Genomic DNA, 15237 nt, shown 5'->3' with positions numbered 1-15237 from the left:
GGCGCGGGGCCGGGCGCCCTCGGGGAAGCACCGCCTACTCGGCCGCCGCCGCGTCCGCGGCCTGGGCGCGCAGGGCGCGTTCGATGCCCGAGCGGGACTCCGAGACCAGGCGGCGCAGGGCCGCGTTCGGCTCGGCGGAGGCCAGCCACGCGTCCGTGCGGTCCAGGGTGTCCCGGGACACCTGCACCGACGGGTACAGGCCGACCGCGATCTGCTGCGCCATCTCGTGCGAGCGGGAGTCCCAGACGCCCTTGAGGACCTCGAAGTAGCGCTCCGTGTACGGCGCCAGCAGCTCCCGCTGGTCGGTCTGGACGAAGCCGGCGATGACCGCCTCCTGCACGGCGTTCGGCAGCTTGTCGGACTCCACCACCGACGCCCAGGCCTCGGCCTTCGCCTGCTCGGTCGGGCGGGCGGCCCGCGCCGTGGCGGCGTGGCGCTCACCGGCGGCGGTCCGGTCCCGCTCGTACTCGGCCGCGATCTCCGCCTCGTCGAACCGGCCCACGGCCGCGAGCCGTTCCACGAAGGCCCAGCGCAGCTCGGTGTCGACGGCCAGGCCCTCGATGGTCTCCCCGCCGTCCAGCAGCGCGTCCAGCAGGTCGAGCTGCTCCGGCGTCCGGGCCGTCGCCGCGAAGGCACGCGCCCACGCGAGCTGGTGGTCGCTGCCCGGCTCGGCCGACCGCAGGTGGGCCAGCGTGGCCTCCGTCCAGCGGGTCAGCAGCGCCTCGCGGGCCGTGGGGGCGGCGTACTGGTCGACGGCCAGCTTCACCTGGCGGTGCAGCGACTGCACGACGCCGATGTCGGACTCCTTGCCGATGCCGGACAGCACCAGGGAGAGGTAGTCCCGCGTCGCCAGCTCCGCGTCGCGCGTCATGTCCCACGCCGACGCCCAGCACAGGGCGCGCGGCAGCGACTCGGTGAAGTCGCCGAGGTGCTCGGTGACCACCGCGAGGGACTGCTCGTCCAGGCGGACCTTGGCGTACGACAGGTCGTCGTCGTTGAGCAGCAGCACCGCCGGACGGGGCTTGCCGACGAGCTGCGGTACGGCCGTCAGCTCCCCGTCGACGTCCAGCTCGACGCGGTCCCCGCGCACCAGCCTGCCGTCGTCGTCCAGGTCGTAGGCGCCGACCGCGATGCGGTGCGGGCGCAGCGTCGGCTCGCCCTTGGCGCCGGCGGGCAGCGCGGGGGCCTCCTGGCGGATGGCGAAGGAGGTGATGACGCCGTCCGCGTCCGTCTCGATCTCCGGGCGCAGCACGTTGATGCCGGCCGTCTCCAGCCACGCCTTCGACCAGGTCTTCAGGTCGCGGCCGGAGGTCTCCTCCAGCGAGCCCAGCAGGTCGGACAGGCGCGTGTTGCCGAACGCGTGCCGCTTGAAGTACGCCTGCACGCCCCGGAAGAACGCGTCCTCACCGACGTACGCCACGAGCTGCTTCAGCACGCTCGCGCCCTTGGCGTAGGTGATGCCGTCGAAGTTGACGAGCACGTCGTCCAGGTCGCGGATGTCCGCCATGATCGGGTGCGTGGACGGAAGCTGGTCCTGCCGGTACGCCCAGGTCTTCATCTGGTTGGCGAACGTCGTCCACGAGTGCGGCCACTTCGAGCCGGGCGCGTCGGCCTGGCAGGCGGCCTCGGCGTAGGTGGCGAACGACTCGTTCAGCCACAGGTCGTTCCACCACTCCATGGTGACCAGGTCGCCGAACCACATGTGCGCCAGCTCGTGCAGGATCGTCGCCGCCCGCACCTCGTACGCCGCGTCCGTCACCTTGGAGCGGAACACGTACTGGTCGCGGATGGTGACCGCGCCCGCGTTCTCCATCGCGCCCGCGTTGAACTCGGGCACGAAGAGCTGGTCGTACTTCTTGAACGGGTACGCGTAGTCGAACTTCTCCTGGAACCAGTCGAAGCCCTGCCGGGTCACCTCGAAGACGGCGTCCGCGTCCAGGTGCTCGGCGAGCGAGGGGCGGCAGTAGATGCCGAGCGGCACCGACTGGCCGTCCTTCTCGTACACGCTGTGCACGGAGTGGTACGGGCCGACGATCAGCGCCGTGATGTACGTCGAGATGCGCGGGGTCGGCTCGAAGGACCAGACGTTGTCCTTCGGCTCGGGCGTGGGCGAGTTGGAGATGACCGACCAGCCCTCGGGCGCCTTCACGGTGAACTGGAAGGTCGCCTTCAGGTCCGGCTGCTCGAAGCTGGCGAAGACCCGGCGGGCGTCCGGCACCTCGAACTGGGTGTAGAGGTAGGCCTGGTCGTCGACCGGGTCGACGAACCGGTGCAGTCCCTCACCGGTGTTGGTGTACGCGCAGTCGGCGACCACACGCAGGACGTTGCGGCCCTCCAGCAGCCCGGGCAGGGCGATGCGGGAGTCCCGGAACACCTCGGCGGCGTCCAGCGCGTCGCCGTTGAGCGTGACCTCGTGGACGGCCGGCGCCACCAGGTCGATGAAGGACTCGGCGCCGTCCTCGGCGACGTCGAAGCGCACCGTGGTCACGGACCGGTAGGTGCCGCCCTCCTGCGCGCCGGTGAGATCGAGATCGATCTCGTACGAGTCAACGGTCAGCAGCTTCGCCCGCTGCTGCGCCTCTTCGCGAGTCAGGTTTGTGCCAGGCACGCGGTCATCTCCTCGTTATGTGTGGGTTGCGCCATCCTTCCACGTGACCTGCGCACAATGCGATGTCCGTTTCCCGCCGGTGCGCGCAACGGGCGCACGCGAACCTGGTTCCATGAGCAGTCCCACCGCACGCCCCATCCCCCCGGCCGTCCTCACCGAGCTGCGCGCCGCCGACGACGCGGGCCGCGTCCCCGTCCCCGCCACCGACGACGAGGGCGGCGCCCCCCTGCGCTGCTGCCTGCGCCGCAGCCGCCCGGGCGAGGAGATCGCCCTGGTCTCCTACGCCCCGCTGCGCCGCTGGGCCGCCTCGACCGGTGCCGACCCGGGCCCCTACGACGAGCAGGGCCCCGTCTTCGTCCACGCCGGGCGGTGCGCCGGGCCGGAGGGCGGGGACGGGCTGCCGTTCACCGACAGCCACCGCACCCTGCGCCGCTACTCCGCCGACGGACGCATCCTCGGCGGGCACCTCGTCGAGGCGGGCGGGGACTTCGGCGCGGCCCTCGGACAGGCCTTCGCCGACCCGGCGGTGGCCCTCGTCCACGTCCGGGCCGTCGAGTACGGCTGCTTCCTCTACGAGGTCCGCCGGCCCTAGCCCGGCCCTCCCGCGCCGGGATCAGTCCGGCTGCGCCGCCACCGCCCGGGCGAAGGCCCGTACCGTCTCCGTCTCCCGGTCCCGGTGCCACACCAGGCCGAGCGCCGAGTCCGGAAGCCCCTCGACGGGGACGAAGGCGACGTCCTCCCGGCGGTGGTGCGCGGCCGTGGGACGGCACAGCAGCAGCCCGCCGCGCCCCGCCGCGACCAGGCTCAGCCCCTCCTGGAGGGTCGTCACCTCGGGCCCGGACAGGGCGCCGGGGGCCTGCACGGCCCGCCAGTACGCGGGCGCCGGGGCAGCGGGGCGCACCAGCGGCACGGACGCCAGCTCGGCGACGGTGACGAAGGCGCGGCCCGCGAACGGATGACCCGCGCGGACGGCCACCGTCTGCTGGCGCAGGGAGAAGACCGGGCCCAGCACCAGGTCCCGCTCCTCGACCGGGAGCAGCACCACGGAGGCGTCCACCACCCCGTCGCGCACCGCGCCGAACGGGTCCGCGAGCGGGATCTCCACCAGCTCCGTCTCACAGCCCGGGTGCGCGGCCTGGAACGCCGTGACCGCCCGCACCAACCGGGCGTCCGCCGTCCCCTGGAAGCCGAGCCGCAGCGTGCCCCCGACGTCCCGCGCCGCCGACCGCGCGTCCTGCACCGCCGCCCGCAGCGCCTCGTACGCGGGACGCAGATCGGCCAGGAACCGCTCCCCGAGCGGCGTCAGCGCCACCCGGCGGCTGGTGCGGTGCACCAGGGTCGCCCCGATCCGCCGTTCCAGCGACCGCAGGAGCTGGCTCACCCGGCTCTGCGAGACGTACATCCGCTCGCCCGTCCGGCCGAAGTGCCGCTCCTCGGCGAGGATCAGGAAGCACTCCAGTTCCCGCGTCTCCAGTCCCGCCACGACGGCCGGCCTCCCCTTCTCGATCGATGAGTCACGCTCATGGAAGGGTGAGCAGTCCGCCGTTGTTCCCGCCGCCCGCCCGCCGAAGGGTGGAGGGCATGTCCTCCACCACCACGAACTCCCCTCCGCCCGGCGTCCCGTCCGCCGCACCCCGCCGCCCGTGGGCCGCCGTGCTCACCGTCGCCGCCGCGACCTTCACCGTCGTCACCACCGAGATGCTCCCCGTCGGCCTGCTCACGTCCGTCTCCGCCGGCCTCGGTGTCTCGCCCGGCACGGCCGGTCTGGCCGTCACCCTGCCCGGACTGGTCGCCGCGGCCGCCGCCCTGCTGCTGCCCGTCGCCGCCCGCCGGGCCGACCGGCGCCGGGTGCTGTGGGTGCTGATGCTCCTGCTCGCCGCCGCCGACCTGCTCTGCGCGCTCGTCACCGACTTCGCCGTCCTGCTCGCCGCCCGCGCCCTGGTCGGCGCGTGCATCGGCGGGGTGTGGTCGGTGGCGGCGGGGCTCGCCGTACGGCTGGTGCCGGCGGCCTCGGTCGGCCGGGCCACCGCGATCGTCTTCAGCGGCATCGCGGTGGCCTCGGTGCTCGGCGTGCCCGCGGGCACCTTCCTGGGGGAACTGGCGGGCTGGCGGTGGGCGTTCGCCGCGCTCACCCTGCTCGCCGTCGTCGTCGCCGGGCTCCTGGCGCTCGTGCTGCCGCCGCTGGCCGCCGAGGAGCCGGTGCGTCCCGGCGCGTTCGGGCGGCTGCTGCGCTCCCCGCGCTTCGCCCGCGGGCTGCTGGCGGTCGCGCTGCTGGTGACCGGCCACTTCGCCGCGTACACCTACGTCCGCCCCGTCCTCGAACGGGTCCCCGGCGTCGGAGCCGGTCTGATCAGCCCCCTGCTCCTCGTCTACGGCCTGGCCGGCGTCGCCGGCACCTTCGCCCTGGGCACGCTCGCCGCCCGCGACCCGCGCCGGGCGCTGCTCACGGTCTCGGCCGGCATCGCCGCCGCCGTGGCCCTGCTGGTGCCCGCCGGCGGCTCGCTCGCCGCGTCCACCGCGCTGCTCGTCGCCTGGGGGCTGCTGTACGGGGGTGTCTCGGTGTCCGCCCAGAACTGGCTGGCGGCCGCCGCCCCCGGGGCGCGGGAAGCGGCGTCGGGGCTGTTCGCCGGGGTGTTCAACGCCGCCATCGCGCTCGGCGCGTTCACCGGCGGCCGGATCGCGGACGGGCCGGGCCTCGGGCCGGTCCTCGGCCTGGGCGCCGGGCTGGCGCTGCTCGCCCTGGCGGCCGTCGCCCGCGCCGGGCACGCCGAGGGGGCGGTCACCGGCATCCGGTGACCGCCCCCTCGGGACGGGTGTCCTACTTGCCGGACAGTCCTACTTGCCGGACAGCTCGGCGGCCACCAGCTCCGCGATCTGCACCGCGTTCAGGGCCGCGCCCTTGCGCAGGTTGTCGTTGGAGACGAACAGGGCGAGGCCGTTGTCCACGGTCTCGTCCCGGCGGATCCGGCCCACGTACGACGGGTCCTGGCCGGCCGCCTCCAGCGGGGTCGGCACCTCGGTGAGCGCCACGCCGGGGGCGCCGGCCAGCAGCTCCTTGGCGCGCTCCACGCTGATCGGGCGGGCGAAACGGGCGTTGATCTGGAGGGAGTGGCCGCTGAAGACGGGCACCCGCACGCAGGTGCCGGAGACCTTCAGCTCCGGGATCTCCAGGATCTTGCGGGACTCGTTGCGGAGCTTCTGCTCCTCGTCCGTCTCGTGCAGGCCGTCGTCGACGATGGAGCCGGCCAGCGGCAGCACGTTGTACGCGATCGGCGCCACGTACTTGTCCGGCTTCGGGAACTCCACCGCCGAGCCGTCGTGGGTGAGCTTGGGGGCGTCCGCGCCGACCTTCTGGACCTGCTCGAACAGCTCGTCCACACCGGCCAGCCCGGAGCCGGAGACCGCCTGGTAGGTGGCGACGACGAGGGCCTGGAGGCCCGCCTCCGCGTGCAGCGGGCGCAGCACGGGCATCGCGGCCATCGTGGTGCAGTTCGGGTTGGCGATGATGCCCTTGGGGCGGTCGGCGATCGCGTGCGGGTTCACCTCGGAGACCACGAGGGGGACCTCGGGGTCGCGGCGCCAGGCGGAGGAGTTGTCGATCACGACCGGGCCCTGGGCGGCGACCTTCTCGGCCAGCGCCCTGGAGGTGGCGCCGCCCGCGGAGAACAGCACGATGTCCAGCCCGGAGTAGTCGGCGGTGGCCGCGTCCTCCACGGTCACCCCGTCCAGCTCCTTGCCGGCCGAGCGGGCCGAGGCGAACAGGCGCAGCTCCGTGACGGGGAAGTTCCGCTCCGTGAGGATCCTTCGCATGACCGTGCCGACCTGACCGGTGGCTCCGACGATTCCGACCCTCACGGTGACTCCTTCTCGTGGCGTGCGTGCACCCGGCCGGGCGGGCGGGGCCCTTCCATCATGCGGGGAGTCCCGGCCGGTGTGTCCAATCGTTTGCCCGAGGGACGGACGGGCAACCCTGTCAGGTTCGCTTCTCGATCACCCAGTCGCCGATCGCCCGTACGTGGAGAATTCCCTCCGAGATGTGCAGGGGGCCGGAAGTTGCGGTGACTTTCCGCCGCGGGAACAGATTTTCGTCGAGCTGGTAGAGGTGCTGGATACCGCCCGTGGAGACGAACGACACCTCGGTGCCGGGCCCGGTGTGACGTACGACTCCATACGCGGTGCCCTGGGTCCGCGCGCCCAGCAGGGGCGCCTCGGTGAAGGCGGTGGGCTCCAGCCGCCACTTCGTGGACTCCGGGCAGCCGACGAGGACGAAGCAGGTGCCGCCCGGATCGACCCAGACGGGCCCGAGGGCGGGACGGTGCCGGTCACTGACGTCGGCGATGATCGCCGACTTCCCGTACGGGTGGTTCCAGGCGTGCACCGTCAGCCTCCCCTCCTTCTTCCGGGAGGTCCGCCGCACGGTCATCAGCGTCGGCGGGCCCTGGTAGCGCAGCACGGTGGTGCCCTTGCCCTCGACCGGGCCGGTGATCAGCGGCGCCTGCTCCTCGGGCAGGAGCCGGAGGCTCCACTGCCCGGAGTGCTTGATCCGCACGTCTCTGGCGGCCGCGCCCGAGCCGAAGGTCAGCCCGGTGCCGCGGACGCCGTGGGCGTAGGTGTTCAGCCAGTCGGTCTCGTCGCCGAACTCGTCGACCGCGCGGGCCTCGACGCCGTAGCTGTGCCCGGCGTCCTGGAACTCGTACCGCACCAGCGACGGCCGGCCGGGGCGGGGGCTGACCAGGGTGATCTTCGTGTCGCCCTTGCCCTCGTACACGCCGGTCGCCCGCCGCTTCGACGCGGAGCGGGTCTTCTCCGGCTCGACCGTCAGCTCCCACTGGTGGCGGCTCTTGTCGATCACGAGCAGGAGGGGGCCCTCGGGGATGCGGACGGTCTCCTTGACCCGGCGGCCGTTCCAGGCGTGGACCAGCTCCTCGGCGGGGCGCCTGAGCTCGTCCAGGGTGTCGCCCGCGTGGTAGTTGAGCTGGAACCAGCCGTTGTGGCGGTCGGTGGCCCGCACCTTCAGCTCGGACGCGGGGCCCGTGTGGAGGAACACGTCGCGGCCGCTGCCCTCGATGGTCCCCGCGCCGAGCCGGCGGGCCGCCGACAGGGGCAGGACGGTCAGCTCCCACTTCCCGGAGTGGCGCACCTTCAGCTTCACCGGGCCGCCCTTGCGCGGCGGCACGAGCAGGGCGCGGCCGTAGTAGTCGGGCAGGTCGGTGCAGAAGACGTCGTCCTCGCGGCCGGGGATCTGGACGTGGAGGAAGTGGAACTCCTGGACCTTCGCCTCCAGGATCACCGGTCCCGAGTCCGGCGGGAACGGCAGGTCGACGATGATCGTCTTCCCGTTCTCGCCGGTGAAGGTGAGCGGCTCGAACTCGAAGGGCTCGCCGCCCCAGGAGGGAGCGTCCGCGTCGGCCAGGACGGTGACGTCGGGCGCGGCGGCGGGCGACGGGACGGTGACCGGGGGTACGGCCCCGGCGGCGGTGGGTGCCGGTACGGCGGCGGTGGGCGACGGGGCGGGCACGGTGGGTACGGTGCCGGCGGGCCCGGGTGCCGAGGCCGCGGGTACGGGCGCCGGGGTGGAGGCGGGCGGCGCGAACGCCGGGACGGCGGTCCCCGGCAGGGCGGGTTCCGCAACGGCGGGCGCGGACGGCGCGGACGCGGCGCCCCCCGCGGGCACCGCCCCCGTCTTGCCCACGCCCGTCAGCGGCACGGGCCCGGACACCGGCGCGGCAGCCCCCGACACCATCGGCCCCGCACCCGGCGCCACCGCCGGAGCCCCCGGCGCGGCAGCCGCGGGCTCCGCGACCACCACCCCGAAGTCCGTCGCCAGCCCCGCCAGCCCCGAGTCGTAGCCCTGGCCCACCGCGCGGAACCTCCACGCCCCGTCGCGCCGGTAGAACTCCCCGAGCACGAAGGCCGTCTCGCTGGACGCGTCCGTCACGTCGTAGTGCGCCACCACCGCGCCGCCGGGTGCCACCACCTGCGCGTACAGGCCGGGAACCTGCCCGAACACCCCGTCGTCGCAGGACCCGGCGATCAGCACCCGCTGGACGGCCGGCTCGATCCGCGGCAGATCCAGCTCCAGCCACTCGGCGAGCTGCCCGCCGCCCTCCCCGGTGCCCACGTGCCGCACGGCGCCGGACGGATGGGCGACCTGCCCGTGGAAGACGATGTCGGCGTCGCCGCGCACCGAGCCGGTCGCGTCGAGCAGCAGGGCGGCGGCCTCCACGGCGGGCGTCCCCGGCACCCGGTTGCGGCCCACGGCGACCCGCAACGGTGCGGTCGGTACAGGGGCGTTGGCACCCTTGGTGATGTGCGTCATGGGGCACATCGTGACAGTGAAGACAGTGTGAAGAAAAGATCTCCAGTGCGGAGCCGAACGTTCCGCCGCGGACCGGCGTCATAGGGGAAACGCGGCGAGGGGAGGGGTGGCCGTGCTGCGCGGAAAGGGCCGCCGCGGCCAGGGGGAAGCCGTACGCGACGATCCCCTGGACGCGGCCCAGGAACGCCGGGTGCGGGCGGTGCTCGCGCTCGGCGGCGTGCCGCAGGCGGACCTGCCGGACGGGGTGCAGCAGGTCCGCCTGCGGCTGCTGGAGCGGGCCGCGCGGGGGCACGAGGCGCCGCGGGACGTGTCCGCGTGGGCGGCGGTCGTCGCCTCCAACCTGGCCATGGACTGGCACCGCGCCCGGCACCGGCAGGACCGCCTCGGCGAGCGCCTGGCGGCGCTGCGCCAGTCCGACCAGCCCTCCGGGGAGGACACCAGCGTCCTCTCCCTCGCCGTGGCCCAGGGCCTGGACGGCCTCCCCGACACCCAGCGGCAGGTCGTGGTCCTGCGCTTCTACGCCGACCTGCCGGTGCGCGCCATCGCCGAGGAACTCGGCCTCCCGGAGGGCACGGTCAAGAGCCGGCTGCACACGGCGGTACGGGCGCTGCGGGCCCGCCTGCACGAGGACGAGGTGGTGTGAGATGGCCGCCGAACGGCACCCCGGCGGGCCCGACCCGCTGATGGCGGCGATCACGGACGAGCCCCTGCCGCCCGGGGCGGACCCGGACGCCCGCGACGCGTACCGGTCGGCGAGGGCCGACGTCGCGCTGCTGCGCGAGCAGTTGGGCATCCTCGGACACGCCCTCGGCGAGCCGCCCCGCGCACCGGAGACCGCCGCCCGGCCCGCGCCCGCGGCCCGCCCCCGGCGCCGTCCGCTCCGCCTCGCCCTGGGCACGCTCGCCGCGGCCTGCGCCGGCGCGGTGGTCGCCGGTCTCGGCTGGCTGGTGGTGGGGGGCGCGGGCGGCGCCGGGGGCACGACGGCCGACAGCGCCGCCTCGGGCGCCGACCGACGGGACGTGGCGGCCGGGCAGAAGGACGGATCCGCCTTCGGCACCCCCCGCTACCTGGCCTGCGCCCGTCTGGTCGCGGAGGGCACGGTGACCGGCGCCGAACCCGTGCCGGGGGCCGGGTGGCACCGGATCACGCTCCGGGTGACCCACGCGTACACACCGGACGGGGACACCGGGCGGAGGACCTTCCTGCTGGACGACACCGTCGCCCGGCTGAACCCCGGCGACCAGGTGCTGGTCGGCGTTCCCCGGGGCGGGGCCGCGCCGGACACCGTGATCACCGGGGCGCGGGACATCGCCGGCGCCCGAGCCGCCGTCACCGCGTCCCTGCCCGAGGCCCGCACGCTCACCTGCGACTGAAGCCGCCGTAACACGGCGAAGGGGCGGGCGCCCCGCGGAGCGCCCGCCCCCTGTGGTGCCGTACCGGACTACGGCACGACCTTGCCGATCCGGACGCTGCCGAGGCCCGCGACCGTACCGTGACCGTTCACGAGCTGGACCCGGCCGAAGAACTCACGGCCCTCCGGGGCGGCGGCCAGCGCGGTGGCGTTCGCCGTGACCGTCGCCGAGTCGCCCGTGCCGAGCTTCACCGGAGCCGAGCCGTCCACGGAGACCGAGCCGAGGGAAGCGGCGAAGTACACGTCCCGGTAGTCGTACTCGGTGGTGCCCGACGGCACCGAGTAGCCCGCGACCTTCACGGTGTACGTACCGGCGGCCGGGGACGGGATCGACACCGACTCCTCCGAGTCGCCGTCGGCGGACTGGCCGACGAGCGCGCCGTTCTTGTCGTAGACCGTCAGGTCCAGGTCGGAGGCCGCGTCGGAGACGCCCCCGATGGAGACGTCGAGCGACGTGGCACCCGCGGGCACCTCGACCGTGGACACCTTCGTCTCGCCCTGCCGGATCGTCGGGCGGGACGTCTCGGCCGAGCCGAGCGGGCCGCCGACCAGCTTGCCCTCCAGGGCGCCGTACCGGTTCGTCACCGTCCAGGACACGCCCGCCGGGGTGCCCGCCTCGGCCTCGGGCACCGTCACGACCTCGGGGTCGAAGACGGCACCGAGGACCGCGACGTCCAGCCGGTACGGGTTGTCGAGCAGCGGCGAGGTGCGCCGCGACTCGACCTCGATCTCCCAGACGCCCGGCTGCGGGTCGGCGTACGCGCGCACGTCGGGCCGGCAGCCGTTGCCGTCGAGGTAGTTGTGGTAGCAGTACGGCGTGGAGGTGGGGTCGACCGCGACACCGTACGGGTGGATGGAGATGAACCGGGTCTGGCTCCGGTCCTTCAGCCCGCTCATCGCCACCTCGAGCGTCTTCGCGCCCTCGGGGACGGTCACGAAGTACGACCGGGTGCTGTTGCGCTGCACCGAGTCCTGCGCGGAGAAGGTGTACTTCAGCGGGGCGGAGACCACGACCGTGGTCATGACCTGCTTGTCGATGCCCTCGGTGCGCGGGTCGTCGACCTCCAGGATCGCGCTCTTGAGACCCGCCGAGCCCGGCCGCGCCTCGACCTTGACGGTCACCGGCCGGTTCAGCGGCAGCTTCACCTCGTCCGAGCCGACGATCCGGAAGGTCCGTCCGGCGTTGTTCTCGAAGTGCAGCTCGTGCCGGATCGCCTTGTCGGCGCCGGAGGTACGCGTGAGCGTGATCTCGTACGTCTTCTTCTCGCCCGCCTTCAGGCCGCCCTCGCGGTCGTAGAGGCCGGTGCCGAAGCCGGGGGTCTTCAGGAACTGGTCGATCGCGGTGTCGACCGGCGCCTTGACCGTGTACTCGTGCGCGGCGGCGCCGCGCTTGATCGCGCGCCAGGCGTCGGGCACGTCGATCAGGCCCGCGCCCTCCTCGTACGCCTGCACGCCCGGGATGTGGTCGGCGGTGGAGGTCAGCGCGGTGCGCAGCTTCGCCGGGGTGAGGTCGATGCCCTCGCGCTCGGCGGCGGACAGCAGCAGCGCGGAGGCGCCGGCGGCCTGCGGGGAGGCCATCGAGGTGCCCTGGAGCATGCCGTAGCCGGCGGGCAGGTCGTAGCCGGCCTCGGCGACCGGGGCGCCGGGCAGCCAGGTCTGGATGGCGTTGACCGCCGCGCCGGGCGCGGTCAGGGTCGGCGTGAAGCCGCCGTCCTCACGCGGACCGCGCGAGGAGAACGGCATCATGGCGTACTTCTTCTCCACCAGGGAGCCGTAGTTGGCGGCCCAGGTCTCCTTGGAGATGGACGCGCCGACCGAGATGACCTTGTCGGCGAGGCCCGGGTCGCCGATGGTGTTGGCGCCGGGGCCGGAGTTGCCCGCGGAGATCACGAGCTGGACGCCGTAGGTGTCGATGAGCCGCGTGTAGAGCAGGGCCCGCGCGTTGTTGCCGTCGTTCAGCGCCGGCAGGCCGCCGATGGACATGTTGACGATGTCGACACCGCGGTTGACGACGAGGTCGATCATGCCCTCGGTGAGCGCGACGTTGGTGCAGCCGCCGGACCAGGTGCAGGCGCGCGAGGAGACGATCTTCGCGCCCGGCGCCGCGCCGTTCATGCGGCCGCCGAACAGGCCGTTGGCCGCGGTGAGACCGGCGACGTGGGTACCGTGCTCGGACTCGATGACGCCGATGTTGACGAAGTCGGCCTTGGCACCGGAGGCGTTGTAAACGACGTCCTTGCGGATCTCGACCACGAACGGCTGGCGCTCGGCGACGTCCGTCCTCGGGTCGTCGGTGCCGAAGTACCCGATCTGGAAGCCGTCCTTGTACGGCTTCATCGGGGTGTCGTCGCCGAAGTCGTGGTTGTCGTTCAGGTCGACCCGGACCGTGCCGGCCTTCGCGTCGTACAGGACGCCCCAGGAGTCGGTGGTGTCGCCGTCCCGGTTGGCGTCGCCCTTGGCGTCACCGCCGGCGGTGACCGCCTCGCGGAAGACGTTGATCCGGTAGTCCCCGGCGGGCGCGGTCCAGCTCTCGCCGCCGTAGGTGAAGGAGGGGCCGGAGACCCCGGTGTCCATGCGGCGCCAGGTGGCGTCGCCGTCGACGACCGGGTCGGTCGCTGTGACCCAGTCGACGATCTTGCGCTCGCCGGTGGTGGTCTTCTGCAGCGCCGGGTGGGCGAGGTCGACGCCCGAGTCGAGGACACCGATGGTGACGCCGCGGCCGTCTGCCTTCGGGTTCTCCTCCACGAAGTCGACGGCGCCCGTCTCGAAGGACGGGTTGTACGGGTTCTCGGCGGGGGTCCGGCGGTCCGGTGCCGGGTAGGAGCCGCCCTTCTTCGCGGTGCCGGGAGCCGTGTCCGCGCTCGGCGTCGGGTCGTCCAGCGGGATCTCCTCGCGCAGGTCGATGCCCTGCACGGAGGAGAGCTTCGCCGCGGCGGCGATGGCCGCGTCCGCCTTGCCGGTGGGGACGGTGGCGCGGACGTAGCCGAGCCGGTCGTAGGTGCGGCCCACGGAGCCGCCGCCGACGGCGTCCAGTTCCCGGGCGACCTGCTCGGTCTGGCCCGGCGCGGTGGCGACCATCATCGTGACGTTCTTCGCGCCGTCGGCCTTCGCCTCGGCGAGCCGGTCCGCGTCGTCCGAACCGAGCTTGTCGTGCCCCGGCTTGACGGCGGCGTCGGCCGGCGGCACGGCTCCGGTGCCGGGACCGTCGGCGGCGAAGGCCAGCGGTACCGGCCCGGCCGCCGAGAGCGCGGCGACGAGGCCCGCGGCCACGGCGATGCGGGCCGCGCGTCTCGCGCCCGGTATGGGTTCGCGCTGGGGGGTGTGGGTCATCGGCATCCCTTGTCAGTGAAGGAACGAGCGTGAACGACCGAGGCCGATCGATCTCGGCCGCGGCAGTCCGGAATGCGATTCCGGATGACCGCTCAGCCTTACGCAAGAGATCGATGTTTGGGGAGAGTTGTCTGTGACGGTCCTTGCCATGGCGTACTTCCGCCATACGCCACCGGGGACTTAAGGGGCGGCCTGTGACAATCCTGTGGGGGAGCGCACACATGAGGCACACGGACGGCGTGCGCACATGAGGAGGGACCGGCGGGGCGCGCCCCGCCGGTCCCTCCTCTCCCCTCCTGGTACGGCCCCGGTTCCTACCGGGGCAGCACCACGACGTACGCGGCGGGTTCCCTGTCCGCCGCCGTGGTCAACGCCGTACGGACGACGGCGGCCTGCTGCTCCGCCGACTCCCGCAGCCCCCGCGGCGTGATGTGCACGACCGTGATGCCCAGTCGTTCCAAGTGCTCGCGTCTGCGCGCGTATTCCGCCCACACCGCGTCGTCCTCCCGGCGGTGGGCACGGGTGTCCAGTTCCAGGGCGACCGCCTGCTCGGGCCAGTAGGCGTCCAGGGAGCCGAGGTGGGGACCGCCGGGCAGCCGCAGGTCGACGTTCCAGACCGGGTCCGGCAGTCCGTGCTCGCGCACCATCCGGTACAGCCGCTGCTCGGCGAGCGAGCGCCCCTCGGCCACCAGCGAGTCCACGGCGTCCCGCACGTGCGGCCGGACCAGCAGCCGTGCCCGGTTCAGCTCCCGCACCACCGCGGCCGGTTCGCAGTGACCCCCGCGCACCGCCTCCGTGAGCAGCCGTCGCACGGCGCCCGCGTCCGCCGACTCCGCCACCGCGTCGGCCAGCGCCCGCGCCACCGGCGCCACCGGCACCCCGGTCACCTGCTCGGGACACGGCAGCGCCGCCGCGCGCACGATCCGCGCACAGCCCGTCGAGCGCAGCCGGCGCATCCGCGGCACCAGGACGTCGATGGCCTCCAGGGACGGCAGCGGGGGAGCGCTGCGGAAGCCGTGGAGGGTCAGCGCGGCCAGGCCCGTGATCATCGCCTCCGCGTAGCCGGGTTCGGGCGCGTCCTCGGCGCCGGGCTGGGCCGGCACCCCGGCGGGACCGGCGGGCCGCTCCCGCGTCGCGTACAGCAGGACCGCGTGCAGGCGCTCCTCGCTGGTCGGCGGCCCCGGGTGGAGCAGTACGACGTTCGGCAGGAGCCGCTGCCAGGGACCCCCGGGCCGGCACTGCCGGTCGGTCTGGGCGGCCGAGACCCCCTGCGCCCGGAGCTGAGCGAGCGTCATCAGCGGGCGCCGGGCGTCGGCCAGGTGGGGGAGGGGGCGGCGGGAGAGCGGGGTGTTGTGCGTCATGACCGGCAATCTCCCGCGCCCGATCCGCTCCTTAACCGTTGTTACGAGTCCATCGCCGAACCGGGACAACTCCCCCTGAAGGACGGTTGTTCGGATGCCGAAAACCCCTGGTCCGGCTTGGTGCGGACCAGGGGTTACGGCTGCGATTGACCGAATTCCGTAACGATGACGGACAGCCCAATCTTTGGCCAAGGGTCAAGGGTCAAGG

Annotated in this window: 10 protein-coding genes; 4 read left to right on the top strand and 6 right to left on the bottom strand. The window is 73.8% G+C overall.

Annotated elements, in window-relative coordinates; all coding sequences use genetic code 11:
* Positions 1-34 precede the first annotated feature (34 nt).
* Positions 35-2608 carry an aminopeptidase N gene (pepN, locus tag ACH499_RS03765; RefSeq protein ID WP_399013605.1) on the bottom strand — a complete coding sequence of 858 codons (2574 nt, stop codon included), beginning with the start codon at positions 2606-2608 and terminating at the stop codon, positions 35-37.
* Positions 2609-2720: 112 nt separating this feature from the next.
* Between pepN and ACH499_RS03760 the strand changes: the two genes are divergently transcribed.
* Positions 2721-3200 carry a DUF1203 domain-containing protein gene (locus tag ACH499_RS03760; RefSeq protein WP_356196660.1) on the top strand — a complete coding sequence of 160 codons (480 nt, stop codon included), beginning with the start codon at positions 2721-2723 and terminating at the stop codon, positions 3198-3200.
* Between the two features lie 21 nt (positions 3201-3221).
* Here the strand turns inward: ACH499_RS03760 and ACH499_RS03755 are convergent, their stop codons facing one another.
* Positions 3222-4091 carry a LysR family transcriptional regulator gene (locus ACH499_RS03755; protein WP_399013604.1) on the bottom strand — a complete coding sequence of 290 codons (870 nt, stop codon included), beginning with the start codon at positions 4089-4091 and terminating at the stop codon, positions 3222-3224.
* A 98-nt stretch (positions 4092-4189) separates the two neighbouring features.
* Here ACH499_RS03755 and ACH499_RS03750 point away from each other — a divergent pair, with 98 nt between their 5' ends.
* Complete coding sequence (locus ACH499_RS03750; protein ID WP_399013603.1) at positions 4190-5404, top strand: MFS transporter; 1215 nt, start codon at positions 4190-4192, stop codon at positions 5402-5404.
* 39 nt (positions 5405-5443) lie between these two features.
* On the opposite strand, the gene ACH499_RS03745 is transcribed toward ACH499_RS03750, so the two are convergent.
* The gene (locus tag ACH499_RS03745; RefSeq protein WP_356196668.1) at positions 5444-6463 is read right to left on the bottom strand and encodes an aspartate-semialdehyde dehydrogenase; all 1020 of its coding nucleotides are present in this window, start codon (positions 6461-6463) and stop codon (positions 5444-5446) included.
* Between the two features lie 118 nt (positions 6464-6581).
* Positions 6582-8927 carry a TerD family protein gene (locus tag ACH499_RS03740; protein WP_399013602.1) on the bottom strand — a complete coding sequence of 782 codons (2346 nt, stop codon included), beginning with the start codon at positions 8925-8927 and terminating at the stop codon, positions 6582-6584.
* Between the two features lie 112 nt (positions 8928-9039).
* Between ACH499_RS03740 and ACH499_RS03735 the strand changes: the two genes are divergently transcribed.
* Both ACH499_RS03735 and ACH499_RS03730 read left to right on the top strand, forming a co-directional pair.
* Complete coding sequence (locus ACH499_RS03735; RefSeq protein WP_399013601.1) at positions 9040-9570, top strand: RNA polymerase sigma factor; 531 nt, start codon at positions 9040-9042, stop codon at positions 9568-9570.
* A gap of 1 nt (position 9571) precedes the next feature.
* Positions 9572-10300, top strand: coding sequence for a hypothetical protein (locus ACH499_RS03730; RefSeq protein ID WP_356196674.1), 729 nt, complete (start codon positions 9572-9574; stop codon positions 10298-10300).
* Between the two features lie 68 nt (positions 10301-10368).
* Here the strand turns inward: ACH499_RS03730 and ACH499_RS03725 are convergent, their stop codons facing one another.
* Together ACH499_RS03725 and ACH499_RS03720 are read right to left on the bottom strand one after the other, a co-directional pair.
* Positions 10369-13668, bottom strand: coding sequence for a S8 family serine peptidase (locus ACH499_RS03725; protein WP_399013599.1), 3300 nt, complete (start codon positions 13666-13668; stop codon positions 10369-10371).
* Positions 13669-13982: 314 nt separating this feature from the next.
* Positions 13983-15029 carry a hypothetical protein gene (locus ACH499_RS03720; RefSeq protein WP_399013597.1) on the bottom strand — a complete coding sequence of 349 codons (1047 nt, stop codon included), beginning with the start codon at positions 15027-15029 and terminating at the stop codon, positions 13983-13985.
* Positions 15030-15237: the final 208 nt, after the last annotated feature.

Origin of the sequence: Streptomyces sp. NPDC018947 (genome assembly GCF_044390505.1) — a bacterium.
GTDB lineage: Bacteria > Actinomycetota > Actinomycetes > Streptomycetales > Streptomycetaceae > Streptomyces.
This window is presented reverse-complemented; position numbering and strand designations above follow the sequence as displayed.

What these genes read in the sequence shown, in the direction of transcription:
- ACH499_RS03760 (WP_356196660.1), top strand. Translation starts at nt 2,721, where the DNA reads ATGAGCAGTCCCACCGCACGCCCCATCCCCCCGGCCGTCCTCACCGAG.
- ACH499_RS03750 (WP_399013603.1), top strand. Translation starts at nt 4,190, where the DNA reads ATGTCCTCCACCACCACGAACTCCCCTCCGCCCGGCGTCCCGTCCGCC.
- ACH499_RS03740 (WP_399013602.1), bottom strand. Translation starts at nt 8,927, where the DNA reads ATGACGCACATCACCAAGGGTGCCAACGCCCCTGTACCGACCGCACCG.
- ACH499_RS03730 (WP_356196674.1), top strand. Translation starts at nt 9,572, where the DNA reads ATGGCCGCCGAACGGCACCCCGGCGGGCCCGACCCGCTGATGGCGGCG.
- ACH499_RS03725 (WP_399013599.1), bottom strand. Translation starts at nt 13,668, where the DNA reads ATGACCCACACCCCCCAGCGCGAACCCATACCGGGCGCGAGACGCGCG.
- ACH499_RS03720 (WP_399013597.1), bottom strand. Translation starts at nt 15,029, where the DNA reads ATGACGCACAACACCCCGCTCTCCCGCCGCCCCCTCCCCCACCTGGCC.